Origin of the sequence: Actinoplanes lutulentus (assembly GCF_003259845.1) — a bacterium.
Lineage (GTDB): Bacteria > Actinomycetota > Actinomycetes > Mycobacteriales > Micromonosporaceae > Actinoplanes > Actinoplanes lutulentus.
In genome coordinates this window covers 140533-162591 of the sequence record NZ_QLMJ01000009.1, presented here as the reverse complement: position 1 = coordinate 162591, position 22059 = coordinate 140533, and the positions used below count along the sequence as shown (strand labels likewise).

At 70.2% G+C, this 22059-nt stretch carries 15 protein-coding genes and 1 riboswitch; of the genes, 4 read left to right on the top strand and 11 right to left on the bottom strand.

Going from position 1 to position 22059, the window contains the following annotated elements; all coding sequences use genetic code 11:
- Nucleotides 1–52 precede the first annotated feature (52 nt).
- Genes B0I29_RS20665 through B0I29_RS20650 form a run of 4 tightly spaced genes read right to left on the bottom strand, consistent with a single transcriptional unit; the run spans nt 53 to nt 7098 of the window.
- Nucleotides 53–1303 carry a glycosyltransferase gene (locus B0I29_RS20665; protein ID WP_111650670.1) on the bottom strand — a complete coding sequence of 417 codons (1251 nt, stop codon included), beginning with the start codon at nt 1301–1303 and terminating at the stop codon, nt 53–55.
- Nucleotides 1300–3510 carry a glycoside hydrolase domain-containing protein gene (locus B0I29_RS20660; RefSeq protein ID WP_281270901.1) on the bottom strand — a complete coding sequence of 737 codons (2211 nt, stop codon included), beginning with the start codon at nt 3508–3510 and terminating at the stop codon, nt 1300–1302. The genes B0I29_RS20665 and B0I29_RS20660 overlap by 4 nt, the downstream gene beginning before the upstream one ends.
- 33 nt (nt 3511–3543) lie before the next feature.
- Nucleotides 3544–5838: a putative bifunctional diguanylate cyclase/phosphodiesterase gene (locus tag B0I29_RS20655; protein WP_245972646.1), complete on the bottom strand. Its 2295-nt coding sequence runs from the start codon at nt 5836–5838 to the stop codon at nt 3544–3546.
- Between the two features lie 54 nt (nt 5839–5892).
- Nucleotides 5893–7098 carry an aminotransferase class V-fold PLP-dependent enzyme gene (locus tag B0I29_RS20650; RefSeq protein WP_111650669.1) on the bottom strand — a complete coding sequence of 402 codons (1206 nt, stop codon included), beginning with the start codon at nt 7096–7098 and terminating at the stop codon, nt 5893–5895.
- A 33-nt stretch (nt 7099–7131) separates the two neighbouring features.
- Nucleotides 7132–7246: riboswitch (SAM riboswitch) on the bottom strand.
- Between B0I29_RS20650 and B0I29_RS20645 the strand changes: the two genes are divergently transcribed.
- Both B0I29_RS20645 and B0I29_RS20640 read left to right on the top strand, forming a co-directional pair.
- Entirely contained in the window at nt 7241–8092 is an 852-nt protein-coding gene (locus tag B0I29_RS20645; protein ID WP_111650804.1) for a DUF1684 domain-containing protein, read from the top strand. Its footprint overlaps the riboswitch before it by 6 nt.
- Before the next feature lie 9 nt (nt 8093–8101).
- A complete protein-coding gene (locus B0I29_RS20640; protein ID WP_245972645.1) occupies nt 8102–9190 on the top strand; it encodes a M20 family metallopeptidase in 1089 nt (362 codons plus the stop codon).
- A 497-nt stretch (nt 9191–9687) separates the two neighbouring features.
- On the opposite strand, the gene B0I29_RS20635 is transcribed toward B0I29_RS20640, so the two are convergent.
- The 3 genes from B0I29_RS20635 to B0I29_RS20625 form a co-directional block, all read right to left on the bottom strand.
- On the bottom strand, nt 9688–10245 hold the full coding sequence (locus tag B0I29_RS20635; protein ID WP_111650668.1) for an HD domain-containing protein: 558 nt from the start codon (nt 10243–10245) through the stop codon (nt 9688–9690).
- A 66-nt stretch (nt 10246–10311) separates the two neighbouring features.
- Nucleotides 10312–10632, bottom strand: coding sequence for an STAS domain-containing protein (locus tag B0I29_RS20630; RefSeq protein WP_111650667.1), 321 nt, complete (start codon nt 10630–10632; stop codon nt 10312–10314).
- Between the two features lie 107 nt (nt 10633–10739).
- Complete coding sequence (locus tag B0I29_RS20625; RefSeq protein ID WP_111650666.1) at nt 10740–11075, bottom strand: hypothetical protein; 336 nt, start codon at nt 11073–11075, stop codon at nt 10740–10742.
- A gap of 113 nt (nt 11076–11188) precedes the next feature.
- On the opposite strand from B0I29_RS20625, the gene B0I29_RS20620 reads away from it, so the two are divergent.
- Nucleotides 11189–11479 carry a SemiSWEET family sugar transporter gene (locus B0I29_RS20620; protein WP_111650665.1) on the top strand — a complete coding sequence of 97 codons (291 nt, stop codon included), beginning with the start codon at nt 11189–11191 and terminating at the stop codon, nt 11477–11479.
- Here the strand turns inward: B0I29_RS20620 and B0I29_RS20615 are convergent.
- The 4 genes from B0I29_RS20615 to B0I29_RS20600 all read right to left on the bottom strand — a co-directional run bounded on the left by B0I29_RS20615 (nt 11460) and on the right by B0I29_RS20600 (nt 20163).
- A complete protein-coding gene (locus tag B0I29_RS20615; RefSeq protein WP_111650664.1) occupies nt 11460–12344 on the bottom strand; it encodes a hypothetical protein in 885 nt (294 codons plus the stop codon). The genes B0I29_RS20620 and B0I29_RS20615 overlap by 20 nt on opposite strands.
- A 278-nt stretch (nt 12345–12622) precedes the next feature.
- Nucleotides 12623–13015, bottom strand: a complete 393-nt coding sequence (locus B0I29_RS20610; RefSeq protein ID WP_111650663.1) for a sigma factor — start codon at nt 13013–13015, stop codon at nt 12623–12625.
- Between the two features lie 49 nt (nt 13016–13064).
- Nucleotides 13065–18926, bottom strand: coding sequence for a beta strand repeat-containing protein (locus B0I29_RS20605; protein WP_111650662.1), 5862 nt, complete (start codon nt 18924–18926; stop codon nt 13065–13067).
- A gap of 10 nt (nt 18927–18936) precedes the next feature.
- On the bottom strand, nt 18937–20163 hold the full coding sequence (locus B0I29_RS20600) for an MFS transporter (RefSeq protein WP_111650802.1): 1227 nt from the start codon (nt 20161–20163) through the stop codon (nt 18937–18939).
- Between the two features lie 173 nt (nt 20164–20336).
- On the opposite strand from B0I29_RS20600, the gene B0I29_RS20595 reads away from it, so the two are divergent.
- The gene (locus B0I29_RS20595; RefSeq protein WP_111650661.1) at nt 20337–21914 is read left to right on the top strand and encodes a glycoside hydrolase domain-containing protein; all 1578 of its coding nucleotides are present in this window, start codon (nt 20337–20339) and stop codon (nt 21912–21914) included.
- Nucleotides 21915–22059: the final 145 nt, after the last annotated feature.

Below are 22059 nucleotides of genomic sequence, written 5' to 3'. Positions count from 1 at the left end.
GACCACGGAAGGCCGCCCGGGACCGGAAGGACGGGCGGCCTTTCCGCGTACCCTAGGGCTTGAAGAGATCGTCGAAGACCGCGACGCGGTCGAATTGCATGGCGTGCGCTCGCGCACGCGTCTCGAGCTCGCGTTTCTCCTCGTCGGGCATCGCCAGGATGACCTTGTCGAGCGCGTCGGCGAGCGCGCCGATGTCACCCGCCTCGACGATGATCGCCGTGTCGCCGACCGCTTCGCCGGTGCCGCCGGTCAGGGTCGTGACGATCGGGCCGCCGCCCGCCAGGGCTTTCTCGGCCAGCGCGATGCCGAACGTCTCGACGAAGTCCGGTTCCGGCTTGGTGGGCAGCGCGTACGCCGCACAGCCCGCCATGAGCAGCGGCTTCTCGTCGTCGTCGACGTCGGTGAGGAAGACGATCCGGTCGTCCTCCTTGGCCATTGCCTGCACGTGTTCCAGGGCCGGGCCGGTGCCGGCGACAACCAGCGTGACGTCCTCGCGGGCGCGCATCTGGCCGAAAGCGATCACCAGGTCGTAGATCCCCTTGGCGCGGGCGACGCGGGAGAGGAACAGGATGTACTTGCCGCGTTCCAGACCGCGCTTGGACAGGGCGGCATCGATCGCGGAGTCCTCCAGCGGGACGAACGCCGAGGAGTCGATCGGCGGGTAACTCACCGTGACCCGCTCGCGGCACTGCGCGGCGAACGTGGTGCCGCAGTGGGCGTCCACCTCCTCGGCCGAGGCGATGATCTCGTCGCGGGTGTAATCCGAGACCGCGACCACCTCGTCGCTGGCGAGGAACGTGGTGAGCAGCACGGTGGCCGCGCCGAACCGGCCCTCGCGCAGGCAGGAGCGGATCACGTTGGTGACGTCCGAGCCGACGGCCTTCGCGATCGTGTGCACCTGCGGATTGAAACCGGCCGCGCGGGCCGAGTTCACCGCCTCGTTGATCACCTGGGTGTGCGGCACCAGGTACATCGAGAGGCAGACGGTCGGTACCGGCTCGGAGAGCAGCTCGACCAGACGGCCGGTGAGACCGGCGATGTGCCGGCCGTCCGGCACCCGGTAGTCACCGACCGACTCGGGGCGCTCCACGGTGATGCCGGGGCTGTACGGGAGCAGCCGGTCGAGCGGCTTGAGGGGCAGTCCGGCGGCCTGAAGCGTCGGGATCGGCCAGGTGAGCAGCCGGACGTCGTCGAAGCCCCGGGTGAGCGCGACCTCGGCGAGGTTGCGCGCCTCGCCCGAATGGCCGCAGATGACAGGGTCGGCACGGACCGCTATGACCAGGCGGCGGGTCGGTCGACTCATGGTGTTTCCTTCGGGTGGGGGTGTGAGAGGGAAGGCGGCCGGGACCCCTGACCCCAGGTCGAGGGCTCGGGACCGAGCCGCAGATGCAGCCGACCGCCTTGATGGACGTCGGCAGCGCTCAGGTGGGTGGTGTGCAGTGGTTTGCCGTTGAGGGTGGCGGACTGCACGTACTGCGGCGCCGGGTCGTGTTCCAGGCCGTCGACCCCGATCGGGGTCTCCCGGTGCCCGCTGGTCTCGATGACGAACTCGCCGCCCTCGACCTGCATCTGCGCCCGGGCGAACGCCGGCGCGTTGACCAGGAAGAGGTTCTGGCCGGCGACCGGGAACAGGCCCAGGGACGCCCAGATGTACCAGGAGCTGAGACCTCCGGAGTCGTCGTTGCCCGGCAGACCGCCGGGTCCGGTGCCGAACTGCCAGGTCAGTGCGGAGTGCACGATCTCGGCGGTGCGGTCCGGGCGACCCGCGTAGTGGTACGCCCAGGGCGCCTCCATGTCCGGCTCGTTGTTGAGACCTTCGAAGCGGTTCAGGGCGTACCCGGCGGCCATCTCGACCGGTGACGGGCAGCGGCCCGGCTGCTTGACCGGGTCGGCGCCGTACCCGAAGAACTGGTCGAGCTTGCCGATGAACCCCTTGTCGCCGCCGGCCAGCTCGATCCGCGCGGCCATGTCGTGCAGCAGGCGGAACGAGTAGTTCCACTTGCCGCCCTCGTAGAACTCCGAGTCGCGCAGCAGACCGGTCGCCGGATCAAAGGCGTTGACCCAGTCGCGGCTGCGCCGCTCCAGGTCACTGGCCAGTCGGTGGTCATTCAGGGCGCGTGCCACCTTCGCGGTGCAATGGTGTGCGTACGCGAGATCGAGCGTGTGCGTGATCGGATGCACCACGCCGTGTTCCCAGAAGTCCTCGCCGTAGAGACGGCGCAGGTCGTCGACCATGTGCACCAGCGCGCCGGTCCAGTCGATGCCGGGCCGGCGCAGCGCGTGCACGTCCGCGAGGGCGGTGTGCGCGAGCGCGCTGGCCTGCCGGAAGAACCGGTCGGCGCCGCGGGCCATCCGATAGCCGATCGGGAAGTTGCCCTCCTCCTCGCACACCCGGATCAGCGATTCGAGCAGGTCGTTCGCCCGGTCCGGGGCGATCGCGGAGAGCAGCGGCAGCTGGGTCTTGTAGATGTCCCACATCGTGCAGATGTCGAAGGCGTACGGGCCGCTGGTGGGCCAGAACGGGCTCTCGTCGTCGGCGATGCACGGCTTGATCAGCGAGTGGTACAGCGAGGTCGCCATGACGGTCCGGCGGGCCGGGGTGCCGCCGTCGACCTGCACCCGGCCGAGGTGGTCACGCCAGCGCGCGCGGGTGCGGGCGCGAACCGTCTCGAAAGCGCTCTCCGCGCCGCCACACTCGCGGTCCAGGTTGGCGCGGGCCTGGTCGTTGCCGCGCAGCGAGAAGCCGAGGCGTACCTCGATGGTCTGCCCGGCGCGGGCCGGACCCATGAAGAGCATCCCGAACGGGCGCAGCGTGGTGTGCCGGATGCTGTCGAAGTCGAGGCGGGTGCCGCCCGGGATGAGCCGGCGGTCGTACCAGAGCATCTGCCGCCAGCCGGGGCTGTCCACCTCGACGTAGACGGAGAGCGGGACGCCCTCCATCACGACGGTGCCCTGCGCCCGGCCCTGCCCCATGCTCTCGGCCTGCGCGCGCAACGGGACGGTACGCCCGAGGTCGATGGCGAGGCCGCCGCAGGACAGGTCGACCACCACGCGGGCGCTCTCGTTGTCGGGGAACGTGTAGCGGTGGACCGCGACCTTCTCCCCCACGGTGATCTCGCAGCGCACGCCGGTGTCCAGGTTCGCCGCGTAGTAGCCCGCTTCGGCGCGCTCGTCCTCCAGCGGCCAGGACTGGCCGAGGTCGTCGAGCGGCTGGATCATCGGGGTGACCCGCACGTAGTTGTAGTACTTGCGGATCGCCCCGGTGCCGGACTGCTGGAAATGCGTGAACCCGGACGCCTGGAGGCGGTCGAACATCTCCTCCGGCACGCCCTCGGTGTTCTTGGCGTACCGGCCGTAACCGGTCGGGTACGCCCCCGAGTAGGGGCAGGCCGAGACCATGCCGAACGGGGAGGTGGCGCCCGGGTGGGTGTTACCCACCTGCGGTTTCGGCCACCACCATGTGGCGGCCAACCCGTGCGCGCGAGGCAGGTCGGTGGCCGCTGTACCGATGAATGGATCAACGTTGTCAAGGATGGCCGGACTCTAACCGGCCAGGGCGCGTCCCGTGGTTTCGTTCAGATGAACTCCACCAAAGGTGGAATTCACCACGTCGGCCACGGTCGTGCCGGCGACCAGCATCCGGTCGAACTCCGGGGCCGGCAGCGGCTTGCTGAAGAAGTAGCCCTGCACCGCCGGGCAACCGGCCTCACGCAGCGCCTCCCAGTCGGAGAACTCCTCCACGCCCTCGGCGATCGTCGACATGCCCAGCGAGTGGGCCAGCCAGAGCACCGCGGAGATGATCGATGCCTTGCGCGGGTCGTCGGCCAGGCCGGCCACGAACGAGCGATCCAGCTTCACCACGTCGGCGGGCAGCGACTTGAGCCAGGTCAGCGAGCTGTACCCGGTGCCGAAGTCGTCCAGGGCCACGCGTACGCCGAGCTGCTTGAGCAGCGCGAGCCGCTCGCTCACGTCGACGGTCGAGGAGATCAGCGCGGTCTCGGTGACCTCCAGGACGAGACGGGACGGGTCGATGTACGGGTACTCGGCCAGCAGCGCCGCCACCATCGGGACGAAATCCGCCTCGGCGAGCTGACGCGGGCTGACGTTGACCGAGACGTATCCCAGCCAGTCCGACCAGTGCTGCAGGTGCTCGATCGCCGAACGCAGCACGTGCTCACCGAGCGGCACGATCATCCCGGTCTCCTCGGCGACACCGATGAAGTGGCCGGGCGCGAGCACGTTGCCCTGCTCGGTGCGCATCCGGACCAGCGCCTCGGCGCCGATGATCCGCCCGGTGGCGGTGGAGACGACCGGCTGGAACCAGAGCGGCAGCGTGTACCGCGGGTCGGAGGCCAGCGCACGGCGCAGGCGAGCCTCGGCGGCGATCCGCTCCTGCACCGGCACCCGCAGGTCGTCGGTGAAGACCTGCAGACGGTTGCCGCCGGCGCGCTTGGCCGCGTACATGGCGGTGTCGGCGGCGAGCACGATCTCGTCGGCGGTGGACGGGCCGAACGCCGTGGTGACGCCGACGCTGAGCGAGACCGGTACGCCGGCGAGCGGCTCGGCCAGGCAGCCGAGGATGCCGTTGGCGACGGCCAGGCCGGTGCCGGACGGTCCGGGCAGGGCGACCACGAACTCGTCGCCGCCGAGACGGGCGATCAGGGCACCAGTCGGCACCACGGCGGACAGGCGTACGGCCAGCGCGCGCAGCACGTCGTCGCCGGTGTGGTGACCGGCGCCGTCGTTGATCGACTTGAAGCGGTCGACGTCGAGGTAGATGACGCTGACCGGCTCGGCGCTGCCGGTGAGCATGGCGGCGAGGTCGTGCTCGAACGCCTTGCGGGAGAGCAGGCCGGTCAGCGCGTCGTGGCGTACCTGGTAGCGCAGCTCCGCCTCGTGGTCGCGGGTAGCGGTCACGTCGAAGCAGTGCACGTAGATGAGCCGGAGCTGGTTGTTCCGGTCGTAGAGGCCGGTCCCGTGCACCTGCACCCAGATCGTCGAGCCGTCCGGGCGGCGGTACTGCCGGGTCACCGTCCGCGGCTCGTGGCTGTCCGCGAAGAGGGCCAGTATCGGCGGCTCGGTGGGGTCGACCGGGGTCAGCGGCACGTCGGCCAGCGAGAAGCCGGACGGCAGGTCGCCGGGCAGGCCGAGCCACTCGCGGTACGCGGCGTTGCTGCGCAGCACCATGCCCTCGGGCGAGAACATCGCCATCGGGATGGGCGTCTGGTCGAACGCCACGCTGAGCTGCGCCTGGCTCTCGTCCAGGTTCTCCCGGGCGCGGTCCTCCTCGACCTCGGTGAGGCGCCAGGAGACGATCTGGAAGCAGGCGGCGATCAGCACCGCACCGCCGTGGATCACCGCCCAGACCAGCGGGTGCGCGACGGCCGAGTTGTGGTCGTAGGTGTGGTCGCTGACCAGCGTGCCGAAGACGGCGTGGTGCAGCGTCGTGGCGACCAGGAACGCACCGAACGGCGCCCAGTCCCGGTACAGCGCGAGCGCGCCCACCGAGATGAAGAACGTGAAGTGGGCCTCGGTCAGGCCGTGGCTCAGCGACACGATGCCGGCACACGCGGCCGTGTAACCGAGCGCCACGAAGACCGAGCGCGCCCGGCGTGAGCGCAGCAACGAGGCCGCGATCAGGCACGGCAGCACCAGGCCGACGGTGAGCAGCATCGCGGGGATGTGATCCTCGCGCTGCAGCACGCCGAACAGCACCAGCGCCACCATGATGACGGCGAGCAGCACCGTCAGCAGCCGGTGCCGGCCCGCCCAGTCCTCGTCGCGCAGTCCGCCACCGGTCGGAAGCCGGTCACGCAACCACTTCATCCAGGTCGCCACACTGATGATGATCGGCCGCAGGCCCGGCCGGGACAGTCACTTCCCGGTAGCGGATCAGGAGTTTCGCAAACCGTCCAGAACCCGGTCGACGTGCTCGGTGGTGCTGCCGAGACCGAAACTGATCCTCAGCAGGCCCGGCGTGACGCCGCACTCCCCCGTGACGCCGCTGCCGGTGAGCCGGCGGACCAGCGGGTGAGCGCAGAACTGACCGGCGCGCACCCCGATGCCGTGGTCCCGGCCGAGCCGCAGCGCCACGTCGGCCGGGTCGTCGGTCGTGAACGCCAGTGACACGATGCCGACCCGGGGGTGGTCCGGCCCGAAAAGACTGACCTCGGTCACGCCCGGGATCGTCGCGATCCCGGCACGCAGCCGGGCCAGCAGCTCCTGCTCCCGCTCGTGCAGAACGTCACGGTCGGCCCTGGTCAGGGCCTCGCAGACGGCCGCGATCGCGACGGCGCCGAGCAGGTTGGGGGTGCCACCCTCGTGCCTCGCCGGCCCGGTTGCCCACTCCAGCTCACCGGGGCGGTCACCCACGGCGGCGCTCGCTCCACCCCCACAGAGGTACGGGTCAGCGGCGTCCAGCCAGTCCCGGCGGCCGGCGAGGACACCGGCGCCGAACGGGGCGTAGAGCTTGTGACCGGAGAACGCGACGTAATCGGCGCCCAGGTCGTTGATCGGCCGGTGCGGGGCCAGCTGCGCGGCATCGACGGCGATCCGGGCGCCGTGCCGGTGGGCGAGCCCGGCCAGTTCCTTGATCGGCCAGACCTCGCCGGTGACGTTGCTGGCGCCGGTGACGGTGAGCAGGACCGTTCCTGTTGTGCTTTCGAGCGCCTGCTCGACCGCGGCGATCGCCTCGGCCACCGATGACGGGGCGGGCAGGCGCACCTGGTTCGGCCAGGGCAGCAGGTTGGCGTGGTGCTCGCCGTCGAAGACGATCGTCGTGGTGCCGGCGGGCAATGCCCGGGCCAGCAGGTTCAGCGCGTCGGTCGTGTTCCGCGTGAAGATCACTTCATCGTCCGGGCCGGCGCCGACGAATTCCGACACCACATCGCGAGCTAGTTCGTACGCGAGGGTGGAGGCCTGTGAGCGTACCCCTGTGCCTCGATGAACGCTGCCGTAGCGCGGCAGGAGGTCGGCGACCGCCTGGGCCGCGGCTTCGACGCAGGGAGCGGAAGCAGCGTAATCGAGATGGGCGAAAGGCCGGGTCTCGCCGTCGGGAAGAGTGACTTTGAGGTCGTCGCCGACGATGTCGAGGGACATGGTTCGCCTCCGTGAGGTCTCGGGACCCACACGGGCCCGCGCTTGCCGCGTCGGGCTCGACGCGGCCCGGTCCTCACCCGGGGCACCCCATCGCGAACGGAAGGGTTGCCGGCCAGCAAGCCGGGGCTACGCGCTGGCACTCATGACCAGCTCCGACGGTAGCAGACGTGTATTTCCCATGCAACAAGTAGGGATTAGGCTGTGCGGTATGACGATCTTGTTTCAGCAGCAATGGGACGAGTGGCACACCGCGCACGAGAAGCGCCGGGCGGATCCGCACGGGTTTCTCGCCATCACGAGCCTGAACTGGCTGAATGAATCGCCGCAGCGCTTCGACGATGCGCCGGGTTCGTGGAGTACCGGCCCTTCCGGGGTGGTGGTCTCTCTGGCGGATGGGGAGGAACTGGTTGTCGACGGTGTAGCGGTGACCGGAACTCATCAGTTCGCGCCGCTCGCCGAACGGGCCGACATCGCCGTGGGCTGGGGCAAAGTGGTGATCGAGATCGCTCGGCGTGGTGGGTTCGACGTGATCCGGCCCCGGGATCCGTCGAGTCCAGTGTTGGCGGGGTATACCGGCACTTCCGCTTATCCGGCCGACGAGAAGTGGGTTGTGCCCGGATATTTCACGCCTTATGAGTCGCCTCGGCCGACGCCGGTCGGGTCGGTGTCGGAGGGGATCGAGCACGTCTACGAGTCGCCGGGGACGGTGTCGTTCAGCGTCGGCGGGGACGAGTTGTCGTTGATCGCTTTCAACGGCGCCACACCCGGGTCGTTGTTCGTGCTGTTCACCGATGCGACGTCGGGGCTGACTACCTATGCCGCCAACCGGAGTCTCTTCATCGCGCCGCCGGGGCCGGACGGGTCGGTCACGCTGGACTTCAACCGGGCCACGAATCTGCCGTGCGCGTACACGGAGTTCGCGACGTGCCCGCTGCCGCCGGCCGGGAACAAGCTGCCGGTCGCGATCGAAGCGGGCGAGCTGAAGCCGCAGTAGGTTCGGGTCGTGTCGTCGTTGCTTCTGGATGATGTGGTCCGGCTCATCGGGATCCGGTCCACTGCGGACCGGCCCGATGAGCTGCGGCGGGCGCTCGATTTCATGCTCGACCTGGTCGGGCCGGGGTTCTCGGTGCGGCGGTTCTCGTCGGGCGGCAAGCCGAGCGCGCTGGTCACCGTGGGTCCTGGTCTTCCCCGGGTGATCCTCAACGCCCATCTGGACGTGGTGCCCGGCTCCGACGCGCAGTTCGCCGCCCGGCTGGACGGTGATCGGCTCTACGGGCGCGGGGCGCACGACATGAAGGCCGCCGCGGTGGTGCTCGCCACGGTCTTCCGGGACTGTGCCCGGACGCTGCCCTATCCGATCGCGTTGCAACTGGTCACCGACGAGGAGGTGGGCGGCTTCGACGGCACCGGCCACCAGGTGGCGCAGGGCGTACGCGGTGAGTTCGTGGTGATCGGCGAGCAGAGCGGCCTGCGGATCGTGACCGAGTCCAAGGGCATCGTGCGGGTCCGGCTGGAGGCCGTGGGGGTCTCCGCGCACGCGGCCTATCCGTGGCTCGGGTCGAACGCGCTGGATGCGGTGGTGTCGGCGGTGTCAGCGTTGACGGCGCGATATCCGGTGCCGGAGGCGGAGGTGTGGACGACAACGGTGAACGTGGCCAGCGTAGCAACGTCGAACGTGGCCGCCAACATCGTGCCGGCTGATGCCACGGCCCTGCTCGACATCCGTTTCCCGCCGAGTGATCCCGATCTGGCCGGCCGGTCCCCCTCCGAGATCGTCTCTTTCCTGGCGTCGGTGACCGGCCCGGCCGTCGAGGTGACGGTGGAAGCGCTGGGCGCACCCCATCATGCTTCTTCGTCGAGTGCGTTCGTGGGGTTGCTGGGGGCGGCCGCGCGGTCGGTGGGATACGAGGGTTCGCTGCTCCGGAAGCACGGGGCAGCGGACGGCCGGTTCTATTCGGCGCAGGGCGTCGACGCGGTGATCTTCGGCCCGGGCGGGGACGGCCAGCACGGGCCCGAGGAGTACCTCGACGTGCGCACGCTCGACCCCTACCAAGAGGCGCTGATCGCCTTCCTGAAATCCGCCGGCGAGTAACGCCGACGCCAGGGCCCGAGGTCGGCCCACATGTCGAGCGGGGCTTGCCACGGTCGCGACGGATGGGCCAAGCGGCGGGGGCGCTTACGGCCGAAGCGGCGGGGGCGGCCGCGGGGAGCGCGGGACAGGCCGAGCGAGCTATTTGTTTGGCGGGCCGCCGGCTTGGCGAGATGCGGATCTCTTGTGCCTGGGGACAGCTCAGTGACGAGAGAATGCCCGGGTCGCGGTGAGATGGGGTATTTGTGCTGCCGGCAAGGGCGGCGGGAGGGCCGATCTTGTGAGTTTGTGGCTGGCGCGGCGGCGGAAACTCACAAGATCGCGGGCGATGGTCGCTGCGCAGGGCCGACTCTCCACGATCTTGGGACGTTTTGTCGCCTCGGCCTACTCGGCGCGTGCGGAATCGAGTCGCAGGCAGGAAACCAGGCGCGCAGGCCGAGAAGCGCGCAGGCCCAGGGGCACGCAAGGCCGAGCGGGCTTGCGGTGGGTTCGGGGGTGGGTCAGTTCTGGTGGAGGAGGTATTCGACTCGGGTGGCTATGGCTCGCAGGTACGGGCGGCGGAGCGGGTCGGCCTGGGCGTTGAAGGAGCACGGGCCGTGGCGGTGGAGCATCTCCGTGTACCGCGTCTCCGGCTCGACCCGGTCGCCGCGGGGGCCGACCGTCTGGTCGGCGTAGGTGAGGACATCGGAGATCAGGTTGCGCTCGTCCGGGAACTCGGCCAACTCCGTCGACAGGCCTCGGACGTCGGCGACGAAGCGGGCGCCCGAGTGGTAGGCGACCAGGCCGGCGATCTGGGCGGGCCAGCCCTCGCGGGTCAGGTGGCGGGCGCCGTCGATCGGGTGGAAGCCGGTTTCGATCAGCGGTGACGCGTACCCGATGTCGTGGAGCCAGGCGGCCGCGACCAGGAGGTCTTCGTCGAGGCCGAGCCGTAAGGCGAGGCCGGATGCTCGCTCGGCGACGCCGGCGGTGTGCCGGAACCGATTGCCGCTGTCACCCAGGAGGGTTTCCGCGATGGTCCGGGCCGCGTCGGCGCGGGTGAGAATGATCGGTGCCGCCATCGTCCGAGATTAGGCCCGATCAGGTTAACAATGAACGAACTCGCGATGGCAGGTCCCTGAATCCCCTCAGGTACTGCGCACCCGCTGTCTCGGCACACCGGCCGCGGCCAGCTGGCGGGCGAGTAACCCGTTCGGGTTGTCCAGGAAAACGGCCACCTGGTGATCGTCGCCGAGGTCGCATGCGGCGGCGACCGAACCGAGGTTGATCGGGTCGAGATCGAGCACGTCGGCGAGGTCCACGATCAGTCGCAGCGGGCGGACCCGCCGAACCGCGTGAACGAGCAGCTGCTGCAGCTCGACGGCGTGAGCGGGACCCACCGAGCCGTGTGGCTGAATGACCACACTGCCGTCGGGACTGGTACTTACCTCAAGAACCGAGCTACGCATCGGATCACCTCTCGTTACCGAGCGTTCAGCTGCCTGACCACCATAAGTGCAGGCCCGGAGGTCGTCGAGCCACCATCAGGTGCACGAGACGTGTCCATCCGGTGAACTCAGTTCAGGGGCGGGCCGAGCCGCAGGATCCGGCGGGCCCGGCGGCGGTCCAGCCAGCTCGGCTGCGGCGGATCGATCGGGTCACCGGCGCCACCGAGTTCGACGAGGATCTGCAGCCAGAACCCGGCGGCGCTGAGGATGTTGCGGATCTTGCCCGGTTCCGGGGCGCCGACCGGGAGGACGGCCTCGGCCCACCGCCATGCCACCCAGGCAACCTCGGGGTCGGGGTGGCGGCGGCCGGCCCGGGCGAGGTCGCGTACCTCCTTGCGGGTCTCGTCCGGCAGCCGCCACCAACCACGAAGGGTCTCCAGGCGAGCCGAGCCATCGTCAGTCATGGCCGGTATTCTGTCCCATGGTTGCGTTTGCGCTCCCGGCCCTCCCGGCACTCCCAGCCCTCCGGCCGACGCGGCCCGCCAGACCGAGCGCCTTACGTCTCGTGAGGTGAAACATGGCATCGATTCTCGGCATAGCGGCTGGTCTCTGGGGCGTGGTGATGGCGATCGCCCCCGTCCTGCAGATCCGCCGCATGATCGTCCGCCGGTCCTCGGCCGATCTGTCGCTCGGTTACTTCGCGGTGCTGCTGCCGGGTTTCGCCCTGTGGTTCGCGTACGGGTGGACCCGGCAGGACTGGCCCCTCGTCATTCCGAACGTCATCGCGTTCACGGTCAGCATCATCACGGTGATCATCGGATTGTGGCTGCGCAGGAAAGACGGGGCGGTCACCGACAGCGCCACATGACGGCCTGGATCGTGCCGCCGGCGTCGTCGGACTGGCCCGCGATCACCCGGCCGTCGTCGCTGATGCTGCTCGCGATCGTCGCGGTGCCGTCGGCCCGATGCGATGCCAGGTCCGGCAGGCGGACCACGTCGTCACCGGCCAGGACGACCGCGTAACCCTTGCGGTCGGTGCCGATCTGCCATCCGTACGCGTTGACCGCGTCCGCCGGGTACTGCAGCCCGTCGGTCACCTCGGTCACCCCGGTACGCAGGTTCCACCGCACCGCGATAACCGGCGCGGTCCCCCGGCTGCCCTTCAGGCTGGTCGTGCTCGCCATCCCGGTGACCCAGCCGTTGCGGATGTCGAAGGCCTGCGCGATCGCCGCCGGCTTGCCGTCGATCTCGGGCATCGGCAGCTCACGGTGGGTGCCATCGGGCATCCAGACGTACGGGATCTCGAGGCCGAGGCTGCCGACGATCGTGCCGTCCAGGTCGATGTCGCGGGCCTGCGCGTCCGTGGTTCCGGCCGGCACACCGAGCCGGACCGGTTTGGCGCCGGCCGACGCCCAGACGACCGGGTGGCCCTTGCCGTCGTCGCCGGCGATCCGGCCGGCCTCGTTGATCGCGAGGGCGGAGCCGGACGAGGCCAGCCGGGTGACCGTGCCGTCGCGGTAGGCGTACGGAACCGGGCCGGACGCGTCGTAACTCCAGCCGACCACGGTGCCGGACGCGTTGACGTCCTGGAGCGACTCCTCGAGGTCACCCGGCAGCATCACCTTCGCGACGGTGCCCTCGTGCCAGAGCACCGCCTGGTATCCGCCGGACTTCGGGTAGGTCCGCCCGACGATCCACGAGCCGGTGGGGTCGCCGCCGGAGACGAGAGCCATCGGTTCCTTGTCCGGGACCGGGAGGCGACTAAGGGTGCAGGCAGCAAGACCAGGAGGAGTAGGAGACGGCGAGCTGGAGGCGGCAACTAAAGGAGCAACGGCCGAGGGCTTTGTCATGACAAATCCGGCAACTGATGCGGCGACAGTGAAACAGGCCGCACTCGCCCCGACGACACCCCGCCGGAACGCTCGCTTGCGGCGAGCGGCAACGATCGCGCGCCGGATATCCACAGTGGAAGGCGTGTCCGGCTCGTCGTCGAGCGTACGCAGAAGGTCGGTCATCTCGGCACCTCGATTCGTGGTGGGAGCAGGCGGCGCAGCGCGGCCAGCCCGCGGGAGGTGTGACTCTTGACGGTGCCGCCGGAGCAGCCGAGGATCGCGGCGACCTCCTCGACCGGTTCCGGTTCCGGGAGCTGCCGGAACAGCCGGACCTTCGACCAGGCGAGACGCTTCTCGTCGACGTAACCGCGAACGAGCATGGTCCGCACGTAGGCGTCGATGTTGTCCGCGACGCGGGCCTTCGGCCACTTCAGGTACAGCGTCGTGATGGTCTGTTGCACCAGGTCGTCGGCACGATGGCCGTCACCGGTCAGGACGTACGCCAGCCGTCGCAGCACGGGCACCCGCGCCGTGACGTACTCGACGTACTCCTCTTCCGCGCCGTCGCGCATCGCCCGGTCCTTCCGTCGGTGTCGTCACCCCTAGGACGGGCACGGGCGGTCAACCGGTTGTCATCGATTTCGCGCGGGTCGCCATCAGTAGGACGAGTCCACCGAGGATGCACGAGAAACCGAGGATGAGCAGCGGCCACGACCGCGGTCCGGTGATCGGGTTGTCGACCGGGCCGGCGCGCGGCGGAACCGGGTCCGGATCGGGTCGCGGCTGGTCAGCGGGGGCGGCGAGCGCTCCCAGCGCCTCGGCGTCGACGTCCTGCTCCATGCCGCCCAGGGCGATGCCCTCGGCCAGGGCATCGACGGTTCGCCCGCCGGATGCGATCTCCTCGCCGGTCAGGTGATAGGCGCGCGAGACGCACCGGACCCGCTCCCCCGGCGCGATCCGGGTCTCCGGGCAGACGGTCGCCGCCGGCAGGCCGGTGACGGTCAGACCGATCACTGTCACGTTGCCGGCGTTGCGCACATCGACCGTGGAGACGACGTCGTCGCGCGCGCCGAGCGTTCCGTCACCGTCGGTGTCGCGCCAGACCGCGGTCTGCGTCGCGCTCAGACCGGGCGCTGCCGCGGCCACCGGCACGCCCGTCTCGGCCTGCTTCTTGGGTACGCCTTCGCGAGTGCCCGCCCGCACACCGGTGACCGCCGCGACGGCCCGGATCTCGCCGCCCGCGTCGACGTCAGCCTGGGTGACGGCGATCGCCGGGGAGACGCACTCCACCGCACCGCCGACCGGGAGCGCCGCATTCGAGCAGGTCGCCGCCCCGGACCGGGTGTCCCGGGCGGACAGCGACGCGATCGTCACGTTGCCCTCGTTGGTCACGGCGTACCGGAGCCGGAAGGTGTCGCCCGCGCTGACCGGTCCGGCGCGGGACGGGGTCACCGTGAGCCCGAGTTCGGCCTCGCCGTCGACGACCGGGACGGGCGCGGTGAACGGGCCGAACGTGCGCGGCCCGGAACCCGGCGCTCTGGCGGTGGCGAAGACCCGGCCACCGACCGGGTCGCCGGAGTCCACGTCGGACTGCTGGACCGTGTATGTCCTGCTCGCCACGCACGTCATCACCGCACGGATAGCCAGCGCGGCCGACGGGCAGGTGACCGGGCCGACCGGCTCGTCGGCCACACCGACAGCGGTCATCACGGCGCTGCCGTTGTTGGTGACCTGGTACGCGTACGCGATGGTGTCCCCGGCCCCGGCGGCGTGCTGGTGCGCGGCCGGGGTGACGGTAGCGGTCACGTCCACGGTCAGCGCCGGCTCGTCGAGCAGGACCGGCGTCGTCGCGTACCCGGGTCCCCACCGCATCTCGGAGGCTGAGGCGGACCGCCGCCCGTACGCATAGGCGCTGGTCACGATCGGCTCGCCGGCGTCGATGTCGATCTGCCCGACCCGGTACGACGTGGTGGACTCGCAGATCGCGGTGGCACCGACGGCGACCGTGCGGTCCGGGCAGTCCGCCTCGCCGGTCTGCTCGTCCTCGACCCGGATCTGACGCATCGTGACGTTGCCGGCGTTGGTCACCCGATATCGGTAGCCGATCTGGTCGCCCTTTTCGACAGCGGTCTGGTGACCGGCCGGCGACACCACCGGGGTGACCGTGATGGTGAGCGCCGGTGTGATCGCCGCGGTCGTCACGGTCGCCGGGCCGGTGCCCTGGACGGCGACCGAGGTTTCCGCGGGCGCCCGGCCGAGTGCTTTCGCGATGCTGGTCACGCCGCCCTCGTCCACGTCGGCCTGGGTGACCCGGTAACTCGCGGCGGCCGTGCAGGTGGCGGCCGAGCCGACCGCGAGGGTGCCGGCAAGACAGGTGACCGGCCCGGCCAGGGCGTGGTCGACGGCAAGGTCGTTCATCGTGACGTTGCCGGTGTTGGTGATCCGATAACTGAACGCGGCCTGGTCACCGGCGGCGGCCGCGTTCTGCCGGGCGGCCGGGGTGATCGCGGCGCTCGCGACGATGGTCAGCCGGGGCGATGCCGCGACCACGGTGACCGGCGCCGAACCCTGGGCACTGGCCGGAAGCGAGGCCGGCGCCGGTCCGGTCCCGGTGGCGACCGCGTCGTCGTGGATCGACCCGCCGGCGTCGACATCGACCTGGGTGACCGTGTACGGGGTGACCGACGTGCACATGCGCGAGGCGCCGACAGCCAGGTCCCCGCCGGGGCAGCTGACCCGCTCGGCGTGCGAGTCGGCCACACTCAGCCCGCTGATCGTGACGTTTCCGGTGTTGAGGACGCTGTACGCGTACCCAAGGGTGTCTCCGAGGGACAACGGCCCGGCGCGCCCGGCAGTGACGGTGAGGGAGATCGCGGGATCGGCGGCCGCGACCGGGACCGCGGCGGAGGCCGGGCCGAAGACGCCGCCGGTGGCGGTCGCGGTGACCGAGTCGGTGAGCGGGACGGCAGCGTCGACGTCGGCCTGGGTGACCGTGTAACGCGCGGCGGCCGGGGTGGTGCAGACCATCGAGACGCCGACCGCGAGGGTGGTCTGCGGGCAGCTCACCGCACTGACCCGGGTGTCGGCAAGGGCGATCCCGGTCATCAGGGCGGTGCCGTTGTTGCTGACCGTGTACGCATAGCCGATCCGGTCACCGACGGCGACCGCATGCGCCCGTTCGGCCGGGCTGACGACCGGCGTGACCGCGAGCGCGAGCGAGGGTGCGAGCACCGCGACCGGAACGCTCCCGACGACCGTCGCGAACAACGCCGGATCGGCCGACACCCCGGTCACGGCGGTGACCCGGGCCGTGTCGAGGATCGGCTGCCCGGCGTCGACGTCGGCCTGCACCACGGTGTAGCTGCCGGCCGTGCAGTTCGTGGTGTCGCCGGGCGCGAGGCTGGTGCTGCCGCAGGTCGCGGTCCCGCCGCGGGTACCGGTCACGACGACGCCGGTCGCGGGCAGGTTCCCGGTGTTCGCGACGGTGTACGCGTAGTCGACGCGCGAACCGGCCTTGACCCCGTGCCGATCGGCGGCCGGCACCACGTCCGGCGCGTTGACCAGGCTCAGCGCGGGAGCGGCCGCAGCGGCGGTGACGGTCGCCGCGTCGCTGTCGTTGCCGGACGCGGTGTCGGTGCTGACCGACGACGCGAGCCGCGCCGACGCGGTCAGCGTCCCGGAGCTCTGCACCGACGCGACCAGGTCGAGCGTCGCGGTGGCGCCGTCCGCGAGGGTGGCGAAGGTCCAGTTCAGCGTGGCCGGGTCGAACGCACCGTCGCTCGCGGTCCCGCCGGAGACCAGCAGGCCCGCCGACGCGCTCGCGACGACGACGGCCTGGACCGCGTCGGACGGCCCGAGGTTGCGGACCGTCACCTGGAAGCGGGCGTTCTCGGTCTGCACCACGTTCGGTGTGCTGGTGGTCTCGGTGATCCGCAGGTCGGCGCGGCGCTCCACGGCACGGCTCGTGGTGACGCTGTCGTTGCCGGAGGCCGGGTCGGTCGTGGTCGCGGACACGGCGGCGGTGCGCGCGAAGACCGCGTCGCCGTACCCCGCCGGGATCAGCACGCCGGCGAAGTCGATGCGCCAGGTCGCTGCCGCGGCCAGCGCCGGGAGCAGACAGACGAAAGACCCACTCTGGTACGAGCACGCGGAACCGGTCGCGGCCGTCGAGACGGCCGGCACGGCACGGCCCGTCGGTACGGCTTGGCGCACCACCACACCCTCGGCCCGGGTACGCCCATTGTTGGTGACCGTGACCGTACCCTCGACGCTCTGGCCGGCGACGAGAGCGGACGCGTCGCTCGGGTTGCTGAGGCTCTGGGTGATCGACAGGTCGGCGCTGAGCAGGATCGTGAAGCTGACCGTGGTGGTGTCGTTCGCCGCGTTGTTGTCGGTGGTCGGCGAGATGACGGTGCTGCTCGCGATGCCCGGACCGGCGGTGGCGCCGGCGCCGAGCACGGCGTCGCCGGTGAGCGGGATCGACGCGCCGGCCGCGAGGTACGGCAGGGTGCAGCCGTTGACCGTGCAGTACGGGCTGGTCCGGACGATGGTGACGCCGGGCGGGACGACGGTGTTGAAGTTGACGTTCACCGCCGCCGACGGCCCGTTGTTCGTGACCGTGAGGGTGTACGGGACCGTGTCTCCGGCGTACGCCGAACTGGATCCGAGCGTGAGCGAGACGCCCACGTCGGCCACCGCGGTTCCGGCCGACTGCACCGAGAAGTTGTTGTTCGCGGCGATCGGGTCGGGGGTGGCCGCGGTGACCGAGACCGCGTTGTTGATCGCGCCGGAGCCGCTGGAGCTGAGCACCATGGTGATGGTGACCGTGGCGGTCGCGCCCGGATTGAGGTCGGCGACCGAGCACTCGACAGTGCCGGTGGAGGCGAGCGCGCACCCGCTGCTGCCGCTGGAATAGGTGGATCCGCTGTTCACCGGGTCGGCGAGCATGATGCCGCGGGCCACCGACGGGCCCTGGTTGGTGATCGTCACGGTGTAGGTGACCGGGGCGCCGGCCACCCCGGCGGTATTGGTCATGGTAACGGCGAGGTCGGCGCGGGTGGCGACCGTGGCGCTGACCGAGGTCGCGTTGTCCGTGTTGTCGATCTCGTGGGTGGTGGAGGCGACCGATGCGGTCAGCGACGCCTGGATGCCGGCCGGCGCGGTGACGGGCACGTCGGCGGTGACGGCCATCGTCGCGGTGACGCCCGCGGCGAGGGTGGTCACGTCACAGCGGGCGGTCTGCCCGGTGACCGTGCAGGTACCGTCCGGCGATGACGCGGTGATGTTGGTCAGCCCGGCCGGGACGGTCGCGCTGATCCGCGCGGCCGACGCCGGATTCGGACCGGCGTTGCGGGCCGTGACGGTGGCCGTCGTGGTCGTGCCGGCCACCACGCCGGCCGCGCCGATCACCGCGTCGACCGACAGGTTCGCGGCCGGCGCGACAGTGGTGGTGACGGTGTTGGAGGTCGCGAGCGGCCGGCTGCCGGTGAGCGCGTCGGTGTAGGTGGCCGTAGCCTCGTCGGCGAGCACCGACGCGGCGGCCGCCGAGCCGATCACCGCCTGGTAACTGAACGACCGGGACTCACCGACCGGGATCGCGCCGCCCGCCGACGCGCTCGCGCCGGTGCCGGCCCGGATCCGGACGGTACGGGCCGGCGCGTCGTACTCGCCGATGTCGCCGTCCGCGCCGTCGCTGATGGTGGTCGACGACGACCCGCTGAGCGACCGGATCGAGCCGGGTACGAACGTGACACCGGCCGGCAGGTCGTCGGTGAGCACGGTGGCCGCCACCGGGTTGCCGCCGTCGTTACGGGCCGTGACCGTGTAGGTCAGCACGTCGCCGACGTCGGCCGTCGCCTTGTCCACCGTCGTGGTGGTGAGCAGGCAGGCCGAGGTGCCGAACGAGATGCCGTCGAGGAAGTTGCCGATGCTCTGGCTGCCGCCGGCCGCCGAGACCGACTGGAACGCGAACCGGGTCGACGCCTGACCGGCCGGCACCGTGTAGAACCCGGACCAGGTGCCCCACGCGGCCTTGCCGTCGGTGTAGGTCCCCTGGCTGATCAGGGTGCCGCCGGGCGGGCCGATCAGCAGCGACATGGTGTCGTTGCCGCTGCGGCCCCGGTGCCGCAACTCCCAGCGCAGCGCCTGGCCGGGTGTGGTGGTGACGTCCTGGTAGAGGGTGGAGACCTGGTTCGCGTTCAGCTCGGCGTGCTGGGCGCCCGATGCGGCATACACGCCGTTGAACGGCTGCCGCCAGAGCTCGATCTTCTTGTCGGTGGCGGTGGTCTGCCAGCCGGGGACGTTGGTCTGCGCGGTGATGACGACGGTGCCGTCGTTGAGCACCGGGGTCTCGAAGTCACCGTTGATCAGGGAGACCGGAGAGGGGCAGGTCGTCTGTACCGCTGTCGCCCGGTGCGGTTGCCACGGGAGCACCAGGAGCACCGCGAGGAGCAGAAGCACCCCGGCCAGACGTACCTTCGTCACCCCACGTAATTTATGTGGCTATTTCATGTTTTTGGGCGGAAACCGACTTACGGTCCAGGGCAAAGCTCGTTCCGGCCAGGGCCAGACCGCCCGCGGCCAGGGCGACTCCGGTCCAGGCGGGGGCGAGATATCCGTACCCTCGGGCGATCACCAGGCCGCCGAGCGCGGCACCCAGGCTGTTCGCCAGGTTCATCGCGGACTGGTTCACCGCGGCGCCCATCAGCTGCGCCTCCGGCGCGACCGTGATGAGCCGCGCCTGCAGCGCCGGGCCGAGGAAGATGCAGGTCGCGCCGGTCAGGAAAGCGCCCGCGAACAGGCCGACCGGCGTCGCCGCGAACAGCGCGAAGAAGACCGTCGACACGATCACCCCGGCGAACCCGGCGAGAGTCGCGACCCGCAGGTTCCGGTCGGCGAACGCGCCACCGAGGAAGTTGCCGGCCGTCATGCCCAGGCCGAAGACGGCCAGCACCCAGGGAACGGCGCCTTCGCTGAGCCCGGTCACCTCGGTGGTCACCGGGGCGATGTAGGTGTTCACCGCGAAGAACCCGGCGAACCCGATCGCGGCGGTCACCGCGACCAGCCAGACCTGCGGCCGGCGCAGGGCGCGCAGCTCGGCGGCCGGCGAGGCGTCCTTCTTCGCCGGCGAGTCCGGAACCGTGGCGAGCACCGCCAGCAGCGTCAGCACGAAGACGACGGCGATGACGCTGTAGGCGACCCGCCACCCCGCCGACTGGCCCAGATGCGTGATCAGCGGAACCCCGACGACGTTGGACAGCGTCAGCCCGCCCAGCACGATCGAATAGCCGCGCGCCTCGTTGCCCGGGCCCATCAGACCCGCCGCGAGCAGCCCGGCCGCCCCGAAGTAGGCGCCGTGCGGCAGCGCCGCCACGAACCGCGACACCAGGACCAGCTCGAACGTCGGCGCGATCGACGACGCGAACGTACCCACCGCGAACAGCACCAGAAGACCGAGAACCAGCCGCTTACGCGGCATCCGGGCGGAGAGCGCGGCGATCAGCGGCGCGCCCGCGACAACCCCTAGGGCGTACGCCGTGATCACCCACCCGGCCTGCGCGACAGCGTCCTCATGCGACCGCGCCCACGCCTCCGGCAGGAGCGCCTGTGCCATGTCGGGCAGCAGCCCCATGGCGACGAACTCGGTCAGACCGATAGCCACGCCGCCGAGAGAGAGCGCGATCAGCGCAGCCCACCGCTGCCGCCCAGTGAGTTGATCCACCACCCGTACGCTAGTGGTCCACTCCCCCAGGCCTTCCCAGCCAGTGGCCCAGGTCACCCGGCAGGCCGTTCGTACGGCACCGTCTCGTCCGAACGGCCGTAGCGATACGTCTATGCGTTTGTTTACCTCGATGGGCTCGCCGCCCGGCTGTTTTTTGCCCGAAGAGGTATCGAATGCTCCTGAAGTACCGGAAGCGCCTCCTCGGCGCCCTGGTTGTCGCGCTCTGTGTCGCCCCGCTCGCTCTGGTGAACGGGAACGCCGCCGCGGCCGCTGCCCTGGCTCCGCAGCCGGGCACCTTCAAGGGGTACGGCTTCGACGCGTGCACGGCCCCGTCGAGTGACGCGATGAAGGCGTGGCTGAAGTCGCCGTACCGGGCGGTCGGCATTTACTTCGGCGGCAACAACCGGGGCTGCGCGCAGCCGAACCTCACCGCAGCGTGGGTACGCGAGCAGATCACCCGTGGCTGGCGGATGATCCCGCTCTACGTGGGGCCGCAGGCGACGTGCACCACCACGACGAAGAAGAACCTGATCGACAACAAGAACGCGGAGAAGCAGGGCCGCACGATCGCCGACGACGCGGTGGGGCAGGCGAAACTGCTCGGGCTCGCACCGGAGAGCGTGCTGATCTACGACATGGAGGCGTACCGGACGAACGACGCGGTCTGCAAAGCCGGTGTCCTCGCCTTCATGAAGGGCTGGACGGCCCGCCTGCACGACCACGGGTATTTCTCCGGTTTCTACAGCAGCGTCAGCTCCGGCGTCGCCGACCAGGTGGCCGTTTACAACAAGGCCGGTTACGTGAAGCCGGACTACATGGACTTCGCCCGCTGGGACCAGGTCGTCACCACCGCCGACAAGGTGATCCCGTCGACCTATTGGACGCCCGGCCGCCGGATGAAGCAGTACCGCGGCGACCACAAGGAGACGTGGGGCGGCGTCACCATCAACATCGACAACGACTACCTGGACTTCGCTCGCCTGCCGTCCGCGAAATTCGGTGACTGGACCCGGAACGGCTGGCCGGACGTGCTGGCCCGCACCAAGTCGAGCGGCAACCTGTTCAGCTACCCGGGCAACGGTTCGTACATCTCCGAGGCGAACCGCACGAAGATCGCCGGCGGTTTCGCGGGCATGAACGCGATCGTCCGGATGGATCTGAACCGGGACGGGTTCGAGGACATCATCGCGCGTACCAAAGCTGGGGTTGTCTGGTTCTATCCCGGCAAGAGCAACGGCAAGCTGGGTACGCGCAAGAAGCTCTACAAGAAGTTCACCCACATGCGCGAATTGACGGCAGTCGGCGACTTCAACCGCGACGGTTATCCCGACCTGCTGGCCACCCAGATCAGCAACGGTGACGTCTATCTGTACCCGGGTAAGAAGGGCGCCAAGTTCGGCGCGCGGAAGGTCCTCGCTTACGGCAACTGGGCGGACCGCACCGAATTCACCGGCGTCGGCGACTACAACCGCGACGGTTATGTGGATCTGCTGGTCAAGGAGACGAAGACCAGCACGCTCTACCTGTACCCGGGCAAGGGAAACGGCTTCAAGACCCGCGTGAAAATCGGCAAGGCCAGCGGTTTCCGCGACATCATCGGAACCGGCGACTTCGACCGCGACGGCTTCACCGACATCTTCGCGGTCCAATCCGCGACCGGTTACCTGTTCCTGTTCCGCGGCACCGGCAAAACCCTGCGAGCCCCGGTGAAGATGGCGACCGGTTACAAGGGCAGGACGCCCCTCTTCTGAAACCGGCCTCGTAGGCTCGGGTGGTGCGAGTTGTTCTGATGCCGCTCGAGGCTCGGGCCGCCCGCCAGTCACTCGACCGGCTACAGGCTGACGGTCCAGCAGATCGGCGTGATGGAGATGTGACCGCATAACGCTCGGCGGGGGC